This is a genomic window from Paenibacillus sp. FSL K6-3182 (assembly GCF_037976325.1).
In the GTDB taxonomy this organism is placed as follows: Bacteria; Bacillota; Bacilli; order Paenibacillales; family Paenibacillaceae; genus Pristimantibacillus.
The window spans coordinates 1894034-1916987 of record NZ_CP150265.1 but is presented as its reverse complement, the minus strand read 5'-3'; the positions used below and the strand labels follow the sequence as shown (position 1 = coordinate 1916987).

22 protein-coding genes are annotated in these 22954 nt (G+C 48.3%); 1 reads left to right on the top strand and 21 read right to left on the bottom strand.

Going from position 1 to position 22954, the window contains the following annotated elements; all coding sequences use genetic code 11:
* Nucleotides 1-39: 39 nt before the first annotated feature.
* From MHH56_RS08340 to MHH56_RS08245, 20 genes are all read right to left on the bottom strand, one after another.
* On the bottom strand, nucleotides 40-3135 hold the full coding sequence (locus MHH56_RS08340; RefSeq protein ID WP_339209533.1) for a baseplate J/gp47 family protein: 3096 nt from the start codon (nucleotides 3133-3135) through the stop codon (nucleotides 40-42).
* A 17-nt stretch (nucleotides 3136-3152) separates the two neighbouring features.
* Nucleotides 3153-3554, bottom strand: coding sequence for a GPW/gp25 family protein (locus MHH56_RS08335; RefSeq protein WP_339207681.1), 402 nt, complete (start codon nucleotides 3552-3554; stop codon nucleotides 3153-3155).
* Between the two features lie 22 nt (nucleotides 3555-3576).
* Nucleotides 3577-4305, bottom strand: a complete 729-nt coding sequence (locus tag MHH56_RS08330) for a phage baseplate assembly protein V (protein ID WP_339207680.1) — start codon at nucleotides 4303-4305, stop codon at nucleotides 3577-3579.
* Nucleotides 4302-5387, bottom strand: coding sequence for a contractile injection system protein, VgrG/Pvc8 family (locus tag MHH56_RS08325; protein WP_339207678.1), 1086 nt, complete (start codon nucleotides 5385-5387; stop codon nucleotides 4302-4304). The genes MHH56_RS08330 and MHH56_RS08325 overlap by 4 nt, the downstream gene beginning before the upstream one ends.
* 4 nt (nucleotides 5388-5391) lie before the next feature.
* Complete coding sequence (locus MHH56_RS08320; RefSeq protein WP_339207676.1) at nucleotides 5392-6018, bottom strand: LysM peptidoglycan-binding domain-containing protein; 627 nt, start codon at nucleotides 6016-6018, stop codon at nucleotides 5392-5394.
* A 27-nt stretch (nucleotides 6019-6045) separates the two neighbouring features.
* Entirely contained in the window at nucleotides 6046-9582 is a 3537-nt protein-coding gene (locus MHH56_RS08315) for a hypothetical protein (protein ID WP_339207675.1), read from the bottom strand.
* A 71-nt stretch (nucleotides 9583-9653) separates the two neighbouring features.
* Nucleotides 9654-10115, bottom strand: coding sequence for a phage tail protein (locus tag MHH56_RS08310; RefSeq protein WP_256710880.1), 462 nt, complete (start codon nucleotides 10113-10115; stop codon nucleotides 9654-9656).
* Between the two features lie 9 nt (nucleotides 10116-10124).
* Nucleotides 10125-10304, bottom strand: coding sequence for a DUF6760 family protein (locus tag MHH56_RS08305; RefSeq protein ID WP_076267912.1), 180 nt, complete (start codon nucleotides 10302-10304; stop codon nucleotides 10125-10127).
* A gap of 17 nt (nucleotides 10305-10321) precedes the next feature.
* The gene (locus MHH56_RS08300; protein WP_339207674.1) at nucleotides 10322-10702 is read right to left on the bottom strand and encodes a phage tail assembly protein; all 381 of its coding nucleotides are present in this window, start codon (nucleotides 10700-10702) and stop codon (nucleotides 10322-10324) included.
* A gap of 126 nt (nucleotides 10703-10828) precedes the next feature.
* A complete protein-coding gene (locus tag MHH56_RS08295) occupies nucleotides 10829-11263 on the bottom strand; it encodes a phage tail protein (RefSeq protein ID WP_076267913.1) in 435 nt (144 codons plus the stop codon).
* Nucleotides 11264-11301: 38 nt separating this feature from the next.
* The gene (locus tag MHH56_RS08290) at nucleotides 11302-13014 is read right to left on the bottom strand and encodes a phage tail sheath family protein (protein ID WP_339207672.1); all 1713 of its coding nucleotides are present in this window, start codon (nucleotides 13012-13014) and stop codon (nucleotides 11302-11304) included.
* A gap of 102 nt (nucleotides 13015-13116) precedes the next feature.
* A complete protein-coding gene (locus MHH56_RS08285) occupies nucleotides 13117-13908 on the bottom strand; it encodes a hypothetical protein (RefSeq protein WP_339207670.1) in 792 nt (263 codons plus the stop codon).
* A gap of 1 nt (nucleotide 13909) precedes the next feature.
* The gene (locus tag MHH56_RS08280) at nucleotides 13910-14488 is read right to left on the bottom strand and encodes a DUF4255 domain-containing protein (RefSeq protein ID WP_339207668.1); all 579 of its coding nucleotides are present in this window, start codon (nucleotides 14486-14488) and stop codon (nucleotides 13910-13912) included.
* Nucleotides 14489-14655: 167 nt separating this feature from the next.
* Nucleotides 14656-16872 carry an ATP-binding protein gene (locus tag MHH56_RS08275; protein ID WP_339207666.1) on the bottom strand — a complete coding sequence of 739 codons (2217 nt, stop codon included), beginning with the start codon at nucleotides 16870-16872 and terminating at the stop codon, nucleotides 14656-14658.
* Between the two features lie 31 nt (nucleotides 16873-16903).
* A complete protein-coding gene (locus MHH56_RS08270) occupies nucleotides 16904-18124 on the bottom strand; it encodes a GAF domain-containing SpoIIE family protein phosphatase (protein WP_339207665.1) in 1221 nt (406 codons plus the stop codon).
* A gap of 37 nt (nucleotides 18125-18161) precedes the next feature.
* Entirely contained in the window at nucleotides 18162-18506 is a 345-nt protein-coding gene (locus MHH56_RS08265; protein WP_076267919.1) for an STAS domain-containing protein, read from the bottom strand.
* Nucleotides 18503-18982: an ATP-binding protein gene (locus MHH56_RS08260; protein WP_339207663.1), complete on the bottom strand. Its 480-nt coding sequence runs from the start codon at nucleotides 18980-18982 to the stop codon at nucleotides 18503-18505. The genes MHH56_RS08265 and MHH56_RS08260 overlap by 4 nt, the downstream gene beginning before the upstream one ends.
* A 132-nt stretch (nucleotides 18983-19114) precedes the next feature.
* On the bottom strand, nucleotides 19115-19819 hold the full coding sequence (locus MHH56_RS08255; protein WP_339207661.1) for a response regulator transcription factor: 705 nt from the start codon (nucleotides 19817-19819) through the stop codon (nucleotides 19115-19117).
* Nucleotides 19816-20673: a histidine kinase gene (locus MHH56_RS08250; protein ID WP_339207660.1), complete on the bottom strand. Its 858-nt coding sequence runs from the start codon at nucleotides 20671-20673 to the stop codon at nucleotides 19816-19818. Before MHH56_RS08250 ends, MHH56_RS08255 begins: the two co-directional genes overlap by 4 nt.
* 23 nt (nucleotides 20674-20696) lie before the next feature.
* Entirely contained in the window at nucleotides 20697-22106 is a 1410-nt protein-coding gene (locus MHH56_RS08245; RefSeq protein ID WP_339207658.1) for a CopD family protein, read from the bottom strand.
* 149 nt (nucleotides 22107-22255) lie between these two features.
* Between MHH56_RS08245 and MHH56_RS08240 the strand changes: the two genes are divergently transcribed.
* A complete protein-coding gene (locus tag MHH56_RS08240) occupies nucleotides 22256-22414 on the top strand; it encodes a hypothetical protein (RefSeq protein WP_339207657.1) in 159 nt (52 codons plus the stop codon).
* 65 nt (nucleotides 22415-22479) lie between these two features.
* Here the strand turns inward: MHH56_RS08240 and MHH56_RS08235 are convergent, their stop codons facing one another.
* On the bottom strand, nucleotides 22480-22914 hold the full coding sequence (locus tag MHH56_RS08235) for a gamma-glutamylcyclotransferase family protein (RefSeq protein WP_339207656.1): 435 nt from the start codon (nucleotides 22912-22914) through the stop codon (nucleotides 22480-22482).
* Between the last annotated feature and the right edge of the window lie 40 nt (nucleotides 22915-22954).

Here is a 22954-nt window from a genome sequence, read left to right as displayed (position 1 = left end):
CTTTTCTTTTTTTGATCGCACTACCCTCATTCGGAACTCTTATTTCGGTCCAGGGAAGGCCGTTATGCTATGGCTGCCATTAACGACAATGCCATGAATAACCTCATTCATCCGGCCGGGATCCCATTCGGTACGATTTCCATTTTCTATTTTGACAATATGTAAATAAAGACGTTCGATATATAAAAGCGAGTGGACAGCATGCAAAAGGGAGTGAAGCACAGATACATGCAGCGTTTCTCCAATATTCCAGCCGTTGCCGTCAACATTTCCAGTTACCGAATGTAAGAACGCATTCAGCTTGGCTGTACAAGCCATCTCTAGCGGAAGCAGATCATCCACGGACTGGGATGCCACCGTTGCATGCACGGACACTTCCAAATAAGCCGGCTCGATGACCCGTATGGCACCGCCCAAGGAAACCAGACTGGATGCTGTCTGCATGAGCTCACGCTCCACTGCTTTGCGCAGCTCTGGAAACTGAGCAGCGCTTTCCAAGCCGCCCGCTGGGAAAGCAACCACAACCATGGAGCCAGATGTGCGCTCCAGCCTTGCATTTCGATTGCTTAAGCATTTCACCTTTGCAATCTGCGGATATGCCTCTCTAGCAATCCATTCTACGTCGCTTGCGGTAACTGCCCGTCCGCGGTGCTTAAGCCGCTGCGGTCCCCTTACGAGCACTTGCTCTACCCGTTCCGCATCACCGCCGCCAATTGAAGGAGCCGGATTGCTGATGCTGCTGACGAATGCAAATGGAAGCACCATTCCCGTTATTTGCCCGGCATCGACATGCCCATTTGCGCCCGCGGTAGTTTTAAAGCGAACGCGCACCGTTTCCGCCGTCTCAGAGGAAGGAAGCTTCCCGCGTATGCCATCTCCGAATTGCAGCATTCCGCCTGCGTGGTCCGGTGAATAATGACGGTCAATTGGGCCAGACTCTGCAAGCGAAACGACCGGCTGCCATCTCACCCAGAAGCGTTGGTCATTACCGTCACCGTCTCTTTGCAACATATAATATTCAGGCTCGGAGTCAGACCATTTCACACGATCCATTGGCGTGAAATGTGCGAGCTCATCTACCCACACCTCTTCTTCAATGAATGCCGTAGGCGCTAGCTGTACAAAGCCGTCCGCAGGAATTGAAAGCTCCTTCTCCTGACTAACCTGCTGCCTGACCGAAACAGCATTCAGATGCATGCTTGAGGCTACAGGATTGCCCGGAAAGGAATCTCCGAGCGAGCCATCACGATTGACTGCGCGTATCCAATAACGCTCATGCCCGAACAAGCGAGCCGGTGCCATCGTAGATGGGCCTACAAATTGCAGCTCTCCGCTTATCGTAAATGCCTCAGTGTTGTCCACCACCTTCAGCGGCTGCCAAATGTAGCGGCCTGCTTCCAAGCAAAGCGCTTCCCACTCCACCCACGGCGGTTGATTGCTGGCTGTAAACCTGCGTTCCAGCTCAATATGCAGACGAATAGGACCTTTTAACGGCGCAGCATTAAAGGAAGCATACATCGCAGGATGACTTGCTGGAATTTGCTCAAACAGCTTAAAGGACTGACCGCCATGTTGTGCAGAAGGCGTTCGATCACGATTGTCAATATTGCTTCTTGTATAGACATGCTCTGGCATAAATAAGCTTTGCGAGGCATGGGCATAGGACAGAACAGGTTGTGCGAGCCAAGGTGACATATATTCCACGACAGGCGCGATAATAGGATCAGTCTGCAGCACGCGTGCCCGAATCCAATAATCAGACGTACCGTTTACGAACGTTTCCGCCATATCGTCTGGACAGTTGAACGTCAATGTAAAGCTTCGTTCACTCTGCTCCGGCAGCTCGGCAAACAATGTTCCGAATTGCTCGCTGCCGGGCAGCCTGCCCCAATTGCTGCCATCCCAATACTCCCATTGAACACTTCTGATGCATACGCGCGGCGGATCCTTCTCATCAAAATCGGAAGTCCGCATGACCATTTTCCACTTTACTTCGGGATCCTGCGCCATTCTGAGCCTACTCGGTATCGCTCTCGCAGAGAAAGTCAGCTTGATTTTGCTTTGACGCTTGCTAAACGCCTCTTCACACGATAAATAAAAAACGGAATAAGGAACAAAATGTTCTCCAAACGGGTAAAACCCATCCTTCAAGAGCTCCGTGTCATTAAAATATAATGCGCCTGGCTCAATGCCAACATTGTCGCCGGCCGCATCATGCGCCGCACGAAGCCTTATTTTATCCATCTCCAAATGCTTGTTAAGCAGAGGGGAGGCAGCGCCTTGCAGCTGTTTCACGGTACACCTGATCCAGCGGCCAGTTATTCCTTCATGCTCAGTGAGCTCCAGCTTTCCAGCTCGCTGTTTATATAAAACGACCATGCTGCCTGCTGCCGTTGCGGAATCAAATTTCACCCATTCCCCGTTGCATGGATACGTCCATTCCACCCACTCGGATGCGAGCGAGGCTGCAAGCTCCGGTTCAGAGTAACGTTTTTCGGTGTGGTGAACATTTATGTAAAATCGGCTTGGCCGATCTACTAGAAAAATATCGTCATGCCGAATATATAGCGTATGCTCCTGCTCATTTGGCATAGAGCTGGTATCGAATAAGCTGATTGGCTCAGCTAGGCCGCTCTTCAATCGATCTCCATAGTCCAGTGCTGCAGTAGCAATGTGATCCTTTTGTGGATTTACACTAATCCACTCCATCAGCTTCGCTGGTGTAGCGAGCAGCACCTTCTCCGTCTCAAATACGAGCGGCTCGCCGCCGTCAGGATGCGGGGCTGTCAATGCAATGCCTGCCGGCAAATAAACGGGGTCGACCGTTCCTTCACTCAGTTGAAACACAACGGTCGCCCGGGCTGGACGAGGCGGCTGCAGCTTGACCTCGATAAGATCGAGGAAAGCAAGGAAATGATTGAGCGGCGCCTGATTAAGCCGATTAACCGTGTCCTCCAGCATCTCAGCGGTCAAATAGGCTAGTCCCGTCCCCGCATCAGGCTCCTCCTGCGAGAATCGCCACTCCGGCGTATAATGAGGTGCCATCTCCTTTAACTGAGCCATAAAAGAGGATAAGTTATTATGATTGATTTTTGGCGGACGGTTGTCACCGCCATTTCTTCCCCCGTGCTTCATCACGTTGCTCGCTCCCGTTATTTGCTTCCTTCCTCTAAATAGAAAGGAAACACCTGATTAAAAAGATTGTTTGTGGATCTTACCGCATAGGAGACGCTCATTAGCACACGGCCGTTATTTTGCCGATCAGACTTCACCTCTACCTCTACGTCCTTTACTCTCGGCTCCCAAATTCGAATGGCTTCCTGCACATCACTGGCAATGAGTCTAAGCGATGTCTCATCCGTTGTGCCAAATACAAAATCCCGTAAGCCGCAGCCAAAATCAGGACGCATTAATCGTTCGCCCTTCGACGTTCGAATAATAATTCGGATAGACTCTTCAATGTCATCCTCGCCTTCCGCCATGCGAATACGGCCGGTTGTTGCGTCTACCTGAACGGGAAATTTCCATCCTTTCCCCAAAAACGATGCCGACATCTGCTGCAGCCTCCCTCAGCCATCAATTGATCTTAACCATCGCGCCCTTCAGCGACAAAATGCCGTTAGCCTTTACCTCAAGCATGCCATTGGATTGAAGCGTGAGCGCTGCATCCGCCTCCACCTTCACCTGAGCGCCTTTTACGGTAACCGATTTTGAGCCCGTCACTTTTACATCACCTTGCGCGCTCATCTCAATCGTAGACGCTGAACCACATTTGATGGTGACCTTCTTTCCCGTCTCATCCAGCTTGATCGATTGCTGCTTGTCTTGCGTTTCAACCGTAACCGTCTTATCCTTATCGGCAAACGTAATATGATGGCCTTTTGACGTTTTTATCGTAACCGTGCCTGCGCTGCTCGTATCATCAAACGTAATCTCATGCCCGGTTTTCGTCTTGATTTTGCGAATATCGTTTTTGTCGTTCGGCGCAGGCGGCTTTTGTTTCTTGCTCCACAAAGAGCCAATGACGATCGGCTGATCCAGCCGCCCCATTAAGAAGGCGACAAGCACCTCATCATTCACCTCCGGCAAAAAGAGAGAGCCCATGTCGTTCCCACCCATTAAAGTGGCAACGCGTACCCAATCAGTCTGGAGCTCACCTTCGCGCAGTGGAAACTTCACCTTTACGCGGCCAAGCTTATCCGGGTCCTTGTTGTCGGTAACGATTGCATTCCACACTCCGGACAGCTGCTCGGATTGCATGGAGCGCTGATGCTGGTCAAAAAAACCGGGATACATCGTGCTCATATCGCATTCCCCTCCGTCTCAAAATAAATCATGTAGCCATCCGTTGCGTCGAGTCTATGCGTAACCTTCGTCAATCGCAGCAGTTGATTTAGCTTGTCGCTGCCGAGACCCTCAATCTTGATTAATTCACCTGGCTTCATCTCTGGAAAACCAATCGAAGTTCCATGTCCGCTCACGAGCTCGCGGGAAATACGATCCAGCATCGCCTTCGCAAGCGATTGCGCCTCGTCCTGCGATGCTGCCTGCGTGTATACGACCTCCATCTTTTGATTAGAGAGCATGCTTGCTACACTGGGGCCGCTTTTGGTGTTCGTACCAATAATCGTAACCGAGCTGGCAACGGATTCTATCGCTTGCATCTTATCGACGTCATAGCCGCGAACTTTAACTTGTGATGTCTGGCTGGAAGCATCCACCGTCAGCGTGAACTGAACGAGGTTTTTCCCATATTTCAGCGTAATAAGCGGCGCTCCTGATGTTTTCGGTTTTTTGAAAATAAGCTTGGATGCTTCTACATAGAAATGCCTGTCGTTATCCATCGCGAGCGAGCGGACAAAATGATAATCGCTCACCCCGATTTGCTCAATCGTTTTTTTGGTGACGCCCGTATCGTCCAAATCGACAGACAAACCATAATTTCCGGCAATTTGCCGAACGACATCGCTGTCCTTCATTTGGTTCCACACCTTAGAGTGTGACGTCTTCATCATGAGAAAAGAGCGGTCCATTGCCGTTACGACAATGCTTGGGCTGCCGTTTGAAGGATAATCAATGGTATAACCTGTCATGATTCCATCAAATACAAGCGATTTTTTATCTGCGTAACCAAGCTTGATTTGCACCTTCTTGCCTACCGCAATCGTTGTGCCTACCCATTGCATGCGGGATTCGCTCCATATATAGCCATTAGAAATCGAAAACCTGGCGATATCCGCCTGTGCATCCGTCGTTTGCTCGACATCAACCCATTCTACGGCCATGTTCGAAAGCTTTATCAATTGACCCTCTATTAAAATATCAACCTCAGGTGCGCTAAAATCACCATATTTGGATTCCAAATCCTCAAAGGAGTATGCAGCCACGTTTTCACTCCAATCTCGGAATCGTCAAGCTTCTTCCGGATAACAGTATACGGGGGTTATCAATCCCATTCGCTTCGGCGATATGGCGCCATGCTCCCGGATCCTCATATTCCTCAGCCGCTATTGACCACAGCTGATCCCCTTGCTTGACCGTCTTTTGCTTCGTACGGTCGGCAGATTGACGCGGTATTTCTTGGTATTGTTCCTTCATCGTTTGCGAGCTCAGCATATCGACTGTTAAGGATGCCCTAACTGGGACGCCGGTTTCCAGAAACATCGTGTATTTCTGCGTAATGCTCGTAATAACTCCTTTAAAATCAAGCGAGCCCCAAATGAATTTACAGGTCGGCGGCGTGTGCAAATCCGAGTCAACATCGAGAATGCCCACGATTTTGGAAGTATAGGTACGAACGTCAATGCCCGCTTCATACGTATCAAAAAACAAATTCAGTTTCAATGTTGTCCGCTCACCGCTCGTAAATTGGGAGAGCGGGGTTTGCAGCCCCGCAATCTCCTTCTCCGCATATTGATTTCCGGATTCCATCTCATAATCAGTCGGGTTAAAAAGCACGTCTACCTTCTCGGTTTCTTTCGCTCGAAAGATCCAAAACTGCGCTTTGCTTAATGCCATTCGATGTCCCCTCCAAATCTGTTCATTCTAGAAGCCTCTTCTTCGCTGCTCCAGCTTCATCTTTCGCTCCAACGCCTTATATACTTGATCCGCAATAGCTTCTGGATGCAGCTGCGGCATTTTCATAATCATCTTCTGCAGCTGCACAGGGTCCAGCTCGCGAGGCGCTTCCACCTTCACCTGACGCGGCGGCTCCTGTGCAGCGGGCCCACTTGGTTTATGATGCGAAAGTGTGGGCATCTCGCCTCGTTCCCCAAATGAAGCAGCGTTCGTCTCTGCTCCGCTAGGTGCAGCTTGGCCAGCTGTATTTCGATGACGGGCAGCTGCTGTATAACTAAGCCTTACTTGATCGCCAATTGTGCCGCTAGATTGAACGGAACTAGGCTCAATACCGGCTTTTACAACCGATGTTAGTCCGCTAAGCAACGGCTTGTTTTCTTTGGATGCTTTTGCAGCAAGATTGGCGAAGCCAGAATGTCTTTGAATCGTTCGGAATGGAGTCACTCCTGCTCTGGATCCGCTATTCAAGAAAGATGACATTAACGTTTGACGATGCACAGGATTGGTTTGTTCGCTGCGGTTATTTCTCTCGCTAATAGGGAGAGCAGGAGCTGACTGCTTCATTTCGACTGATTCTGTCTGCTTGTGCACGCTTAGTGTTGGATACGCACGCATGGATGCGGAAGCTTTTGCTGATTCCGTTGCTTCGGCTGACATTTCAAAGCGGTTAGCCAACGTTTGTGTTGCTTTATTCGCCCCATCATTTAATGATTCAGCGCCATATGTTTTTTCTAATTCATTTACCGAGGTGCTGTTATTTTTACGGACTTGCCGCTGAACTAGTCTTGATTCGACCGGTTTTTGTTTCGCATCAGCGCTAGCGCTTGGCTTTGTGTTTGGAGAAGTCTGCTGCTCCGCTAGCCTTCGCACTAATGAAGTGGATGCTTGCCTAATATTATTGTTTTCAACCGCATATGCTGAGGTTTTAATCGCTTCAGATGGGAGCCATTCAGCAGCAAAACGATGAACCGTTCTTCCAACTAAAGGAGAAGCTGAATCTACTTTTGCTCCAGCATTAGCAGAAGAAAAAGGACTAGGCATTGTTGTCCCTTTTCTTTTCCCTTGTATTGCATTCTGAAGTATAGCGCTGATGCTCGCTTCATGATTTGCCGCTGTCATTCGCCGCTTAGGCGACAGTGATGCTCCGTTTTTTAATAACGTCGTCTTATTATTCGCAGCTCTCGCAATTAATTGTCCGCGAACGGTAACAGGTGCCAAGCGCGTATTTAAACCAGCCTCTTCGCTTGGCTTCAATTCTCCCATTTTAGACAAATTCTCGGCTCTCGCACTCGCGTCTGTTCGACTGACACTAGCAGAAGCGCCTTGATTGAAATTCACATCATGCGTTAAGGTTTGCGATTCTGGTACGATTGTTCGTTTATGCAAAATAGCACGGCGGCTTTGAGCACGTATAATCCCTTTCGGATTATGATCCGTTGCAGCTTTATGCTTATAGTTAAGCTGAGTTGACGGCTTCTTCAGGGCGGTAGCTTCGGATGCCTTGCTTGCATCCTGCCTTAGCACTGACTCTACGCTCTGCGCAGGCTGTCTCTGTTCAAAACGTCGCAAAACCATCTGGGTAGGCCTCGCAGCCATATTCCGATTCCTTATTCTTGCTGCTTCTTCTAGAGCATTTGATAATGTTTTTGAAGGTATAAATCTTTGAGATAAATCAGCTGATATCCCTGCTTGTGCCGCGTGAATGGAAGTAGCAGCATTGTAAGTTTTTGTTTCATTTCGCTTCCGGCTGCTTACATTCGATGAAATATCAGCTGGATTAGCTTTAATCTCTTTTTTATGGGAAGGCACGACTGGATTAATCATGCTGCTATTATTCAGATTTACAGTTGAATCATTATCGACCTCTCGTGGCTGATCCGACTGTGAACGATTCGCTCGATGAATGAGACGTTTGGCAGCAATCGCTGATTGGCTGCTTCGATCAATTAATTCGTTCAACAGCTGCGGCTTCCGCTGCAATACTAGAAGCTGAAGCCTATTTCGATTAACATCTGTTATCTTGCTAGCGGTTACCTTGATACTAGAATGGATAGCTGCAGCTTCTGTTTCTGATTCTGCATTTGGTATTGCCAAACGATTCGGTTGATTCGTTTTATTCGCGGAGACATTTGATTGTACATCCGCTTCCTTGCCATTTGGTGCTGCTTCTTGCGACATCTCCGTTTGCTCGGTGCTATGTTTTTGATGATTACGATGCTTTAGCTCTAGCTGTTTTTTTCCTTTTGCACGATCTTCTTGCGGTAACACATCATCGTCCTGTCTACTCGAGAGCGTACGGAACGTGTGTGTCGCTGTCTCTAGCTGCTCCAGCTTCACCGCTTCGGCTCTCTTCCCTGCCTCGCTTAGAACCTTACCCACAGCGGCACTCTGCTTACCCGCCTCCCGCTGCTCCAGCTTCACCGCTTCGGCTCTCTTCCCTACCTCGCTTAGAACCTTACCCGCAGCGGCGCTTCTCTTCTCCGCTTCCCGCTGCTCCAGCTTCACCGCTTCGGCTCTCTTCCCTGCCTCGCTTAGAACCTTGCCCGCAGCGGCGCTTCTCTTCTCCGCTTCCCGCTGCTCCAGCTTCACCGCTTCGGCTCTTTTCCCTGCCTCGCTCATAACCTTGTCCGCAGCGGCGCTTCTCTTCTCCGCTTCCCGCTGCTCCAGCTTCACCGCTTCGGCTCTCTTCCCTGCCTCGCTCATAACCTTACCCGCAGCGGCGCTTCTCTTCTCCGCTTCCCGCTGCTCTTGTGAAACGACTGCTCTGCGTGCATTCGTAAGCAGCAAAGGCGCCTTGCTCAATGATGCGCCAAAATCGTTAGCCTGCTTGAGGTTAGACTTAAGCTGAGCTCGATCCTTCGCAAGCGGCTTATTAAGGTTATTCAGCTTGCGAAGTGATTGAATGACAATACCGGGTTGAAGCTTGGCTTGCAGCCATTTATAGTAATCCGCCTGCTGCTCTGCCTTCAATGGTTGAGTAGGCAGCTGCGAGACATGCGGTATTATTCGTTTGGAATGGTCATGCTTGACTCTGTTCGTAATTATACTGCTGTTAACAATCTCATCTAACTGCTTCGTAATGCCTGTTTTGTGGAGTGCTCCATCATTCGTTTCTTTCCCTTGAACTGGCTGTGCTATTGCCATTTCTCTTATTGTTCTTAGTTCTTTGACAATATGTGTCACATCTCTGAATACGATCGTTTCACGCTCTACCGTTACTCGCTCGCGCATCATGATGCGCTCAGGCTTGCGCTCTGGACTAGGCGGCGTTTTTTTATTGTTGCCGTTATTTGGTGCTGCTGCTTTAGGTGCTACGACTTGCACATGCAGCGTTTGCTGAGTAATGGTCGGTTCATTTTTGATCACATGCGACATAGCAACCCGCTCAAATATTTTGCGTCCTGTCCCTGTCTTATATTTATTTAAGATGCCTCCGGCAAACGGCTGAACCGACGTTGATTGCTTTGTCGCAGCTTTGCCCATACGGTCCAAAATTCGTTTCATACCGGTGCATCCTCCTATTCCCGTTCAACTTGCAATTTATGATTCATTAACGTTCAACTAAATGCACAACCCTACTTCTGAAAATCGCCATATAAACCGCTATGAATAATTTCTATCGTTTCAACCGCAATGTCACTCGTGCTCGCATTCAGATGCGGCCCGGTCCACCTCACCGGATAAGCATCAAAGAAGCTCCAGCGCCCAAATTCTGTTCCGTCAGCAGATTGCAGCACAATCGCACCTGTTTTGCGGTCAATCGTTCCATCTATTGTGCTTTCGTACCAGCTCCAAAGAGCAGGCGATTTGGTCATTCCCTTGCGCAGCACGAGATTTGGAAACCGAACGCCCATCGGCAGCTTATGAACATAACCATTCACTCCGCCTTCACGGTATTCCTCAATTTCTGTTTCTGCCTCAAGTCCCGAAACCTCAGAGAACCCTGCAACAAAAATGTCATCGAGCTCCACCCAAAACTTGAATGTTGTAGCTACATCGTGAAAGCGACCTTTCTCTTGCCCCTTCATGACTGCCATAGCGCCGCGTCACCTCTTTCCAAAAACGTCGAAAATGTTTTTCTTACCGCTATCTGATTCATCGTTCATCTTGCGATTAATTTTGGAAATTTCATCGCACCAGCGCCTGCGTTCTGCATGCTCCATGCTCATAATTTCGTCATGCGACCAATGAAAATAATACGCGACGAAGCCTACCTCCTCGTACAGCCGGTCAACCGGATAACCTAAGAGAGAGCTTCCGTTAAGGACAAAAAATCGACAGCCACCTCAAACTCCTGGTCACATTTCGGACAAGCGGTAAGCACCTTAGGCGCCTCTAAGTCATTAATCTGACGATATAGATTTTGCAAATAAGCAAGATCTGCCGTAAACAGCTTCTCGATTAGCTTCGTATCAATATGCCTAACGTCCCCAAGCTTTGTTACCACTCTAGCCATCAAAATAACGGTCAAATAACTAGGGTTGGATTGTACGCGCGGGTCCTTCATCGGTAAAATTTCATCAGCTGCTGTAGCAAGCCGCATAACACCCCGGCGGTGGAGATTGCCTTGATCATCCACGTAGCCGCGAGGCAATTCAAATTCATATTCCGTTTGAAACGCCATCCGGTTATCACTCCAATATGTAAAATAGAATCAATTTCTAGAAAAGCGGAAAACAAGAGAGGAGCAAACGATTTCTCGCCTGCTGACCTCCCTTGTTCGCCATAAACCAGCTTTAATTACTCATTTCTATGCGGTGCGCGTTAAACCCTCATGAGCGAATTCAATCAGCTCTAGCGCAATATCATTGCCGGTACCATTGAAGGTAGGCGCAGTATATTTAACAGGCCAAGCTTCGATAACCTGCCAAGTAGCCACGTCTTCGCCTTCTTCGTCAAGCGCGATGATCGTAATCGTTTTGCGCTCAATCGTTCCTTCGGCGCATTCTTGAAGCCAATCATACAGCTCCATCGATTCAGTCGTGCCCCATTTCAGTGAAATGTTGCCGTACTTGATTAAGCCTGGAAGCTTGCGAGGTGTAATAACCTCGTTGCCCTCGCGGTATTCGACCACATCAAAGGTTGCCTCAAAACCGGAAACCTCGCTAAATCCTGCTTGCTCAAGACCTTCTACTTCTACACGAAATCTAAAATTGCGATATGGATCAATACGATCTCCTGGCATGTGGATCCCCTTCCGTTATTCGATATGGAAGCTAATGACTATTCCGAACCTGTTTTTTGCGTGATGCGGAATACGACGAATTCAGCTGGTTTCACCGGCGCTACGCCGATTACACAAATCAATCGTCCATTGTCGATGTCATCCTGTGTCATCGTTGAACGTCCAATTTCAATATAAAATGCTTCAGACGGGCTTGTACCGGACAATGCTCCGTCACGCCATACACGAGTTAAGAATGCGTCAATCGTGCGCTGAACCCGGGCCCATAGCTGCTCGGTATTGGGTTCGAATACAACCCAGCTTGATCCATTCATGATCGAACCTTCGATGAAAATGAATAAGCGGCGTACGTTGATATATTTCCAAAGTGTATTGGATGAACATGTACGAGCGCCCCATACGCGAATGCCTTGACCTGTAAAAGCACGAATCAAGTTGACGCCTGCTGGGTTAAGAATATCCTGCTCGCCATTGTTATATTGAACGTCTAGGCCTACTACACCGCGAAGCGTTTCGTTGGCAGGCGCCTTTTGTACGCCGCGTGTCGTGTCAGAACGAGCATATACCCCAGCGATTGTACCAGATGGCGGGATGAAAATATTGCGTTTGTCAAGCGGGTCAAACACTTGCAGCCATGGATTATACAGTGCGCAATAGCTTGAATCGAACAAATCACGATGAGCAAGCACATCCTGTACCTTCGTTACTTCGCGAGGAAGATCAAGAATCGCAAAGCGGCTTCCCAAGCTTTCGCAATGAGCAACCAGCGACAGCTGTACGTTAGGATCGGTTACACCTGGAATCGCCATGATGCTGACAACATCGTTGTCGATAAACGACTGGATGCCTGTTCTTCTGCCTGGACCAAAGTCTTCGCCGATAAAATCAGCAGCCGACAAGCTTGTAGCAGAACCATCACTGCCGCCCGCAAGCAGAATTTCAAATACGGCAAGCTCAGAACCAGCAATTTGCTCTAGCGGAGCAATGCTCTCTTCCGATGCCTTTAGTACTTGTACGCTTACGATATTCGAGCGGGATACCAGCTTCTCCACATAGTTTGGAGCCTCTGGATTTAGTGATGCTTTCTCGTAGGTTTCCGACTCCGTTCCGTAAAGCACGTTAATCGTAAACTCCGAGGAACTCAGTACTTTAGTTGGAACTAGAGCCGTATCCACTACATCGCCGCTAAGTGCTTCTGCAAGCTCAATCACTTGATCATGAACAGAAATGATGCGGTTGTATTGCTTCTCTGTACCATTTGTAAAAACGACCACATCTCCAGCATAAAAGCCAGCAGCGTTTTTCACGCGGTAACGATTGCCTTCGCTTGCTTCAAAGATCGGGGTTTTTGCTTTGCTTGCAGGCACAACAACAGCACGAATTTGATTGCCCCAAGCGCCTGGATTTTTGGCGGTAATGGAGAGAACCGCATCCTTCTGAGCTTCGTTAGAGGCTGTTTTGGCATCTGACGGCGCTACCCGGGAAATGAAGCAGCGGGAGCCTCCGTTTGTGAAAAACTGATTAACCGCATGCGCAAGAAAACGGTATGAGCCAAAAGCATTTTCAGATAAATAGGAACCATATACACGTCCAAAATCAGCTGGACTTGTAATAAGCTGCGGTAAACCCTCGACTGGTCCGCGAGCAGCAAGCCCAATAAAGCCCGCTGTGCTCGTACTAACACCTTCCAGTGGTTTGGCGCCGCTCTCAAATTCCTCCACATAGACGCCTGGCGATAAATACTCAGCCATGTGTGATCTCCTCTCTGAATCTATTTATGTATTAGGTAATGGCAGGCATATTTCTCCCGCGTCAACCCCAAGACCAATTGGAATGCGTCAGAATAGCTAATCCTACTGAAGGACTAAAGTCTGCGCTGATACTACTTCACCCGCTTGCGCCGTCAACTCGGTCGCAGCGCTGCCATGTTCATTGATTGCAAACACTTTAATAGGAAAGCTCTTCGGCAGTATGCCGCGGAATGGAAGGATAACAATACCATTGTTTGCACTGCTCGTTTGTACAGCAGGCAATAATAGCGCGCCTCTTCGATAGTTTTCCTTCAATGGCTGCTCGAATCGCAGTCCATTGCCGGGCAAAATCTCAGCTACACGCACAAGCTCCTCATTGCCTTGACCGCGAAGCAGCAAGCTCTCGCCTGCAACCGTCTGTCCCTGCAACTGCCCCACTGCTGCTGTATCTGCACCAGCAAGCAGCGAATCTTGCATAATTCTACCTCGTGCTGCGGCATCCTCGCATATGTAAGCCCAAACCTCAGCATCAGCACAAGGTCTTCTAGCAGCATTACATAACTCAAAGGTGACAGCTGTCGAATCTGCAGGATAAGCATATTTGGGACTAGGCAAAAGCGGTACTGTAATCATTGGGTATAATTTTGAAATAGAAGCGGTTTCAATCTGTTTCCTGTAGGGTATAAATACAGATGAGGTAACGGAGAGCACATAGCTGCCAGAGGGAAGGTCAAGAAACAGAAAGGTCCCGTCAGGCTTCCGAATGGGTTTCTTATGAATGCCCTCAAGTGAAACGGATAACGCGGAAGGTGCAAGCAGCCTTCTTGTCCATACGTCAACTGGCGATACAACAAGCGAGCAGCGAGTTACCCTCGTTGAACGATGGTGTGACATATTAGCCACCGTCCTTTTCCTCAAGCACAATATGACGCTCGACAACTCGCGAAACCGGCTTCACACGATTCGAATCGAGCATGACTGGGCCTACGCGATAGACGACAGAAAGCTTGTACGGCGTATCACCGAACTGCCAAAGCTTCAGTAAATCTTCGCCTTCCATGCTGACTAGACTCATCCTTATCGCACCGTTTCCTTCAGCAAGCGTGCCTTCAAGATATGTACCGCTGAGCACGGCGTTATCATAAAAGACCTGCATAGCACGACCTAATATCCGATGCTCGTCCAATGCACGCGTTAATCGATTCGCACTCGAATGCGCTGTCATTAAAAAATAAAAATCAAGCGCTTGCGGCGGGTACTGAAGCACACCTCCACGATCCACCATGCCCGTCCGGCGAGATTCGCCATTTTCCTTAACGTTGAACAAAAACAAGGAAAGAGCTAGATCGCCTGCATCCCGGGGCGAAGCCATTCCGATCAACTCGGGACGCGGCACTGGGTCAGGCGTAAGATGATCACGTAGCAAGCGCAGCATGCTGGCTTCCAAATCCGCAATAACCGTATATCCACCCATCAGCCTATCACTCCCAAAAAAATCAAAATGGTATTCGATTTCTATTATAGCTTCTCTAATACCAATTGACTACGCAAAATTACTCAATTTATGTCAATTTTCCTGACTTCGCGAACCAAATTCAGTAAAATTACTACATTTTACAACAAATTATTGAGAAAAACTTGCTAGTTATATGGTTCGAACGATTCTTTCACGACAATTTTCCCCATCTTGTGGAGCTCTTGACGTGTCGCACGGACCATATGCCTCATGCCGATTGGAGCTTGCTCCGAGGCAGCCATAAACGCGGCAGACAGGACAATATTTTTAATATGACCGCCTGATGCATCTATGCGCGCTGCTAGAAATGACAGATCAAGGTCAGGATCAAGCGGCGCATCCTTAGGCAGCAGCGAGCGGAAAATTTGCTCCCGATGGGCTGCATCCGGGAATGGAAAGTTAACGATTACCTGCATTCTTCGCAAAAAGGCTTCGTCCATATTTTGCAGTAAATTGGTTGCTAGAATCGATATACCCTCGAAACTTTCAATGCGCTGCAGAAGATAGGATGCCTCCATGTTCGCGAATCTATCATTTGAATCTTTTACTTCCGTTCGTTTGCCGAACAAGGAGTCTCCTTCGTCAAAAAACAGGACAGCCCCGCTGCTTTCCGCTTCAGCAAACAGCTCTCTCAAGTTTTTTTCCGTTTCTCCGATATATTTGCTCACAACGCGCGACAGATCAATACGGTAAAGCTCTAGACCCATCTCTCCCGCAACGACCTCAGCTGCCATCGTTTTGCCCGTGCCAGGAGGCCCAGCAAACAACATGCTTAAGCCTCGCCCATAAGGCAGCTTATGACCAAAGCCCCATCGATTAAACACCGTTTCGCTATGCTTATGCCTGCTGCACGCATCCTTAAGAAGCTCCATCGGCTCCTCTGGCAATATCAGATCATCCCATCGCCGAACTAGCCGTTGCTTCTCCGCAAGCTCGGACAAACGATGCTGAACCTGTGTTCGCGAGGCATGGGCATAATCATCAAGTGTAGGGAACTCGTGCTTGTGATGGTAAGCTAGGCGATCTGCTTGTTTGCTCATTCCCTCGATCTGCCCAGCTGTAAAAGCATACTTATCGGCTAAATGTCTGAGCAGACTACGATCCGCTCTTTCATCGCTGCAGCGCTGCCAGAGCTGCAATCGCACTTCTGCGTTAGGAACATGCACAGTGTGGCTCGTTAATGCAGAAAACGCTGGAAGCGGCAGCTGTGAGGCACGCCTTTCTACACGCGTCAGCCATAACACGACAGGGAGCCTTGCTAATTCTATATAGTTAGCAAGCGCCTTGCGAACCCTTTCCTGCTGATGAGGCCAGCCCTCAGCTGCGCTTCTTTCACCCTCCCCCTCATCGAAGCATAAAACAGCTACAGATAAGAGCGATTCACGTACAATATTGTTCAACTGCTCCGTCATCGCATCTTCATCCTTAGCAAGCTTGTCTAGCTTGACAAGCAGCAGCGGCTGCTCCAAAGACTGAGCCAGATGTCTGGCATGCAGCTTTTTGCCGGCGCCCGAAGGTCCGCTTAACTGAATAAACGGTATTTCATACTGCTCATTCTCATCATCTTGAGTGAATGCTTTGTCTCCCTTGAAGGATCGTTCCCTTTGCACAATTTGCAGCAGCATGTCTTGAAGCTCGAAATTAAACGCCAGCTCTGGAGCTGACCTCGCCCCATCGTATAAGGTACAAGCGTCTTCAATTCTGGAATCCAGCTTTTCAGTATCCAGCAGAAACGAGATAATACGGGCGTCCATGCGCAGCGGCTGCTTCAGCATGCTTCTCTCAGTAGGTACTGCCGCTCTGCCTGATCTCAGCACAAATCTGCCAAGGGTCGAATAACCTGCGAGCAGCGAACGAGCATGAAAAAACTCTTCTTTCGAATCTCCTAACAATCGCAGCGCAAGCTCCGCAGTAGGCACCCGCAGCGTAACGTCGTCATTCAAATAGCCAAACCAGCTTTCATAACGTGAATCAAGCTCAGCTGCAAGGCATAACATAACGCAGCGTTTTTCCCATGTCGAAAGACGAAGAGTCCATGACAAATAAGCGAACGGGAGCCTTGCTCCCTCGCTTACGCTGTCATGGATCTGCTGTGAAAACTGTCGTTCCGCTTCTAATCGAAATTGTCTAAACGAAGCTAGTGCATCTACTTCCTGTAAAGACTCGTTTCCTAGAAACGATCGTTCTATATCGATAGCATTAACGACGAGGCCGCGCATTGACATTGGCGTTTGACCATCGATTTCCTTGCTCTCAAAATCTGCAAGAAGAACTCGCAGCCCTTGTTCCAGCAAAGCGAGCTCGTCACGTAAATAATCGAATCCTGTTTCATAAAATCGCATGATGGTTCACCCTTATATGAATGCATTACGCTTATCGGCGCATGAGGCAAAGTACCGCAATATCGTCGGATTGTGGAGCTCCGTCCGCGAACATGAACACGTCCATCAGCAGCGCATCGATGATTTCAGCGCTAGAATAACCGGACGTTTGAGATAAGAAATTTTGTAAACGACTAGTGGAATACTGCTCTTGCAGTTCGTTCTCAGCCTCGGTAATACCATCGGTGTAGAGGACAAAACGATCGCCATGCTCAAGCTCGATGGTCTGATTCCGATAAGTGAATTCAGGGAAAGAACCAAGCGGGATGCCTTTGGGGAGCTTAATCGGCAGAACGGAACCATCCGCTTTGACAATGTAAGGAGTACAATGTCCGCCATCGCTAAGCACAACCTCGCCAGTCGCAATGTTCAGCACGCCGCATATGATCGTTGCGAATAGCTGCGCATTGTCCGTACAAAGCTCATCGTTGACCATTTCCAGCAGCTCGCCTGGCGACAGCTTCGCATTCATTTTCCCTTTAATTAACGAAAGCGTCATCGCCATGAACAGCGCAGCTGGTATTCCTTTATCCGACACGTCACCTAGTGTGAAAAACAGATGCTCCTCGTCTATTTTGAAAAAGTTGTAGAAGTCGCCTCCTACCTCTTTCGCTGACTTCAACAGTGCACAAACGTCAAAAGGTTCATTTGAGGAAGGCATTGTCGTAGGAAGAAAGCTGAGCTGAATGCTGCCGGCAATTTGCAGTTCATTCTCAAGGCGATCCTTGAGTGCTGTTGCCATTTGCAGCTCCCCCACCGACTCCTCAAGCGCTTCATAGAGTCTAGCATTATCCAGTGCCAATGCCAGAGGCCTTGCGAACTGAGTAAGCGTCTCATGATCTGCCCTACTAAATCGAGCTCCGCCGATCTTAGCGGTTGCTTCCAGAACACCCACCTTGCGGCCTCTCGCCATCATCGGCACGCTTACCTTATCGCCGACGCTATGATCCATGGTTTTTGTAAGCTCATTATCTTGCGAATCCCAGTCATCGACCAGACCAACCGCTGCCTCTTCTGCGAATATAAGCTGCTTCGCTGCTGCATTTACCGAATTTATTAGCTCCGGCTGATGCAGCGAGGAATGAACCTGCGTGCTTAAATCAAACAGCATTTCCATACGCCTCAGCTTTGCGGTAAGACGACGATTGCAAACGAATAAATATGCCGCAGCGCCAAGGCCCGCAGCTCCGAATATTAAATAGAGTACTGACAAGACCGTTACCGCCTCTCTAGCTTCAGCTGAACCATCATTAAGCCCCTGCTCCCAGTTTGACTAGCGCTTCTTCCCGTGTCTTCGCCATATCCAATATGGTTGTAAAACCCGACATTTCAAATACATCATAGACTTGCTCGCCGAGACATGCGCAAACCATCTGTCCTTTAGAGGCTCTAAGCTTCTTAGCCGCCACCAGTATAACGCGCAGTCCCGCACTGCTTATGTATTGCAGATTCGTAAAATCAAAAATAAATTGCTGCTTGCCTTCTGCAAATAGCTTCAAGAAAGCTTGCTCCGCTATCGTCGCATTATTCCCATCCAATCTTCCCTCTAGTGGAATAATCGTAATGCCATTTAACTCCGTTGCTTGAATGTTCATATGTCTGCTTCCTCCCGCTTATCGCCATTGCTATTAAGTACGAATTGCTTGCGCATGCGGAAGCGATTCAAACCGCCCGCATATTCATAATGAATGTCATCCATTAACCTTTTCACAAAAAAAATACCCAAGCCGCCAATCGGACGATCCTCCAGCTCGAGCTCTAATAATGCTCTAGGATCAGCCTCCTGCAGCGGATTAAAGGGAACGCCCCCGTCTTCTATTTTCACTTCAACGCTGGTTGGAGAAGCTTGAATAATGACGTCAATATGATGCTCTCCCCCAGATGGGAAGCCGTAGTTTACAATGTTGATGACAAGCTCCTCGCATGCTAGAGACAAGTCGAGAACTGCGCGTTCAGACCAGCCCGCCTCGGCACCGATTTGTTCAAGCCCTTCATTCAGACGCTGAAGCTCATCCAGCCGATTGTACAGCTTAATTTCACGATCGATGGGAAATTGCCAATCGTTCGACATTTACTACCCCCCAAATTGAATCTGTCCTATCCGAGCAGAAACTAAGCAAGATATGAATCTAGTAGTTCTACGAATTCTGTTGGAATCCTGCTATTTTTGTCGAATAGTTTGAAGTGCATTTCAGCAAAAGTTTTAACGTTCAACAAGCCCCTGTTCAAAGGCGTAAATCGTCAACTGTACGCGATTAGCGAGATGAAGCTTTTGCAAAATATTTTTTAGATGGTTTTTTACCGTATGCTCCGATAAGCACAGCTCTCCTGCAATCTCACGATTGGAAGCGCCTGTAGCCACCCGCTCAAGCACTTCTTTCTCCCGATCGGTCAGCGGAGTCGTAATAATAGACGCATTTTTATCCAGCGTTTGAGGTTTATTCACAAGATGCTTGGTCTCCTGCGGCTTCATTTTCGAAAATTCCTGCAGCATGCGAAAGGCAAGCTCCTTCGACATCGGTGCTTCATCTAAAGATATCGCTCGCAAATATTCCATCCATGAGGACGGGGCAAGATTTTTGAGCAAATAACCTTGCGCTCCTCGCTTTATCGCTTCGAATAAATTAGTAATGTCATCGGAGACCGTTACCATGACAATTTTTAATGAGGGCATTAGCAGCTTGAGCCGCTGCGTCGCTTCGAGTCCGCCAATGCCAGGCATATTAATGTCCATAAGCACCAAATCGGGCTGTAATTCTTCGATTGCAGCGATTGCCTCCTCGCCGCTTGCCGCTTCCCCTATTACTTCAAATGAGTCATCGCTTAATACGATATCGCGTATGCCTTCCCGGCCGTGGGGATGGTCATCTACTAAAAAAACGCGTACCTTAGCCGTTTTATCCGTCATTTGGCATCACTCCTTCCGATGATTTCGACTTTTGTACCCTGTGGTTTCGTCTGCTGTACCGTCATCGTCCAGCCCATCGCAGCTGCTCGCTCCTGCATCATTTTGACCCCATACTTGCCTTTGCCGTGAAGCTTCTCCTTCTCAGCCCCGATACCATCATCGAGAATGGAGCAGCGGAAAGTATTTGGCGTCTTATCGGAGCTTCCGACTCCTTCGCCTTGAATAATAATTTGTTTTGCTTTCGCATGCTTCTGTACGTTCATAAGAGCCTCACGCATAATGGCCAGTAATTCGACCTTCTGCTTATAGGACAACAAGCCGTCCTGTACATGCCATTCCACTGTTGTTTGAATGCCGGAAGTCTGTTCCATTTCAACAGTTAAATGGTGGATGCTTTGCATCCATGACATATCGGCTGGTAAAGGCGCATCGTGTAAATTGGCAATAGATTGCCTGACATCATCATATACATGCCTCACGGTTTTTCTAATCTGATCCGTCGTTTGCTGTGCATCAGAAGCGGACTTCGCCCGCTCCAGCTTGTCCAGCTTAACCGATAGCATAAACAACGATTGTGATATGCCATCATGAAGCTCGCGAGCGAGCTGCTCACGTTCCTCAAGAGCCGCCTTGACAATACGCTCGCGCTGCAGCGTCTCTTGCGTTTGCTCCAGCTTAGCGAATAACGCACGGAGCAGCGTCAGTGAAATAATAAAAACAAAAACAGGCGCGAGCAAATTGCCGAGATCCATCGAAATGAACGGGAGCAGCAATGCGTGGCGCAAATATTCCCATAGCCCGATAGCGACCGTCGGAATCCATAAAATTAGCCATTTCAGCCATTTATATGACATCTGCTCAGCCCCCTTTCTCCCCATTAGTCATTCCGAAACGGAATCAACTGCTTTGTTACTGCGCCGGTCTGATCCGTAATGATCAGTTCTGCTTCCCATGCCCCGCGTGTAGGCAGCTCGAACTTATCGGATTCATAATCCGTTTCTAAAAATCCTGGGAAAGCTAAATAATTTTCCCCGCTGGCGCCGCGCACTGGAACGTTGATATCCGCTTTCTTCGGATTGTCTGGCGTACGAAGCAGAAATTGTACAGATGCCGGCGAACCAAGTGTCTCAGGCAGCCAAATTTTTAATTTCACGTCATTTGGACCAGGTCCATTTGGCGTTATGATTACTGTGTAGTGGAGCGTTTCACCCATTTTATGATAGGATAACGGCTCTGTATCGGGAACCGGACTTACATAAGTGAAGATGCTTGCAAGAATCAGAACCAAAGCCATCAAAAGTCCATCCAGCTTCAGCAGCTTGCCGTTAGGCAGCTTTTGCTGTTTGGCACGCCGATGCAGCAGAAATCCAACGCAAGCAACAATCAGTACCAATCCTGATTTGGCAAGCAGCATGAACCCCCAGCTTGTATAAAACAAATAGCGCCAGCTTGGCAGAAGAAGTGCCGTCATGCCAATTCCACTAATCGTTAGCAGCACGATTGTCAGCCATGCGACTTTCGTAAATCGCTCGGCGAATCTTCCTGCCTCCTTGCGATCTGTCCGCCACAATAACAATAGCAGCATTAATCCGCCAGCCCACAAAGCAGAGCAGACAATATGTATGAAGTCGAACACAATAGCAAACGTATTGCTTGGAAGTGCATTAACATGCCCATTAAAGCTTTCAACCGCAATAAGCAGCAGAGCCCAAATCATTTTGAGTGAATCATGCATTCGCAGAACCGTAAATCCAAGCAGCGAAAGTACGATCAGTGCAAGCCACGATTGTCCGGTGGACGTCTCCGTCAGCAAGCGGACCCATTCATTCGAATTACCGCCGTCATATCCCTTCATTAATTGACTCGCATGAACAAATACGAATAGCAACACGGCAAGCAGCAATCCCCTAAGCGAATAAATGCTCCATTTTTGCACGAGCTTGCTCAGGCTGGAATCCGCATCCTTTGACAGCGTTATGGACCAAAGCATTAAACCAGCAGCGAACATAAAGGCAGCATAATAAATCGCTCTAACCGTATAAAATAAAGCTTGCGAAACGGTAATTCCTGCTTCTGAATGTGTCCCGTCCGAATGATCATGGCCAACCTGCTTGTGAGGATCGAAATTTGTTTCTTCCATTCCGGAATGCAGCTGTGCAAAAGCCTGCGGCGGCGATACCCACAAAGAAGCAGCAGCGGCGATCAGAAGAAACAATAGTACCATTGCCATATATTTCGCCCATCTGCCGGACGCCATTTGTTTTAGTTGGAGCAGATATTTTTCCATTGATGTCACATCCCTTTATGTCATACTGTTTCAGTGTACTCGACCGCTCTAAAAAGAACAATTGCAGCGCGGTTAAGCAAATACGTATAGCAACCTACTTTTAAGCCCATTCTACTATTAAAACCATGAATCTAAGGACGTGAACCCTAATGATGGACAAGGACTATCATCTCGCTGAATTAAATAACCAAAGCGATGCACTCGATGCCATTCGCAAGCTGGAGCAGCAATTGACTAAAACTTATGGCTCAGAAGTCGCATTAATTGCTTATGCCGCAGACGCAGATAATGAAAAAGATAAAGCCTAAACAGCATATTAAGGCGTAATCAACGGCATGGCTCCTGTGCAATTCACAGAGGCTATGTCTTTTTTTTATAAAATGCCCCTCATTTTGCGAGCGAAAAATCGCGGCCAGTATTCATCCGCGATTGCCGGGCAGCCTCTATCGGATTCCCAAACGTACACCCAGCCTGAAACAAGCTTATCCTTTGCGTCAGCAACCCATACCCTTTCATAATCATTTTGCTCCTCGTGACCATAAAATTGCTCGAGCGCATCCATGGATGCAAGTCCTTCTCTATCGACGACTATCCATTGACCGCTTATAATACTATTGCACTCTTTAGCAATAGCATCTCGAACGGCCGCTGGATACTCTCCACAATCCACCAGTCTCCCTGCGATCTTGCCAGGTCGAATCGATTGCACATAGGATGAAACAAAATGATGATTGCTTTGACCAGGCAGTAACGAACCGTAAATAAAAACAGATATTTGCCGCATCTCTTCTCGAGCACCTTCCATCATGAAATAATAGATTGAAAATCCGTCTTCCTTCGAGGTGATT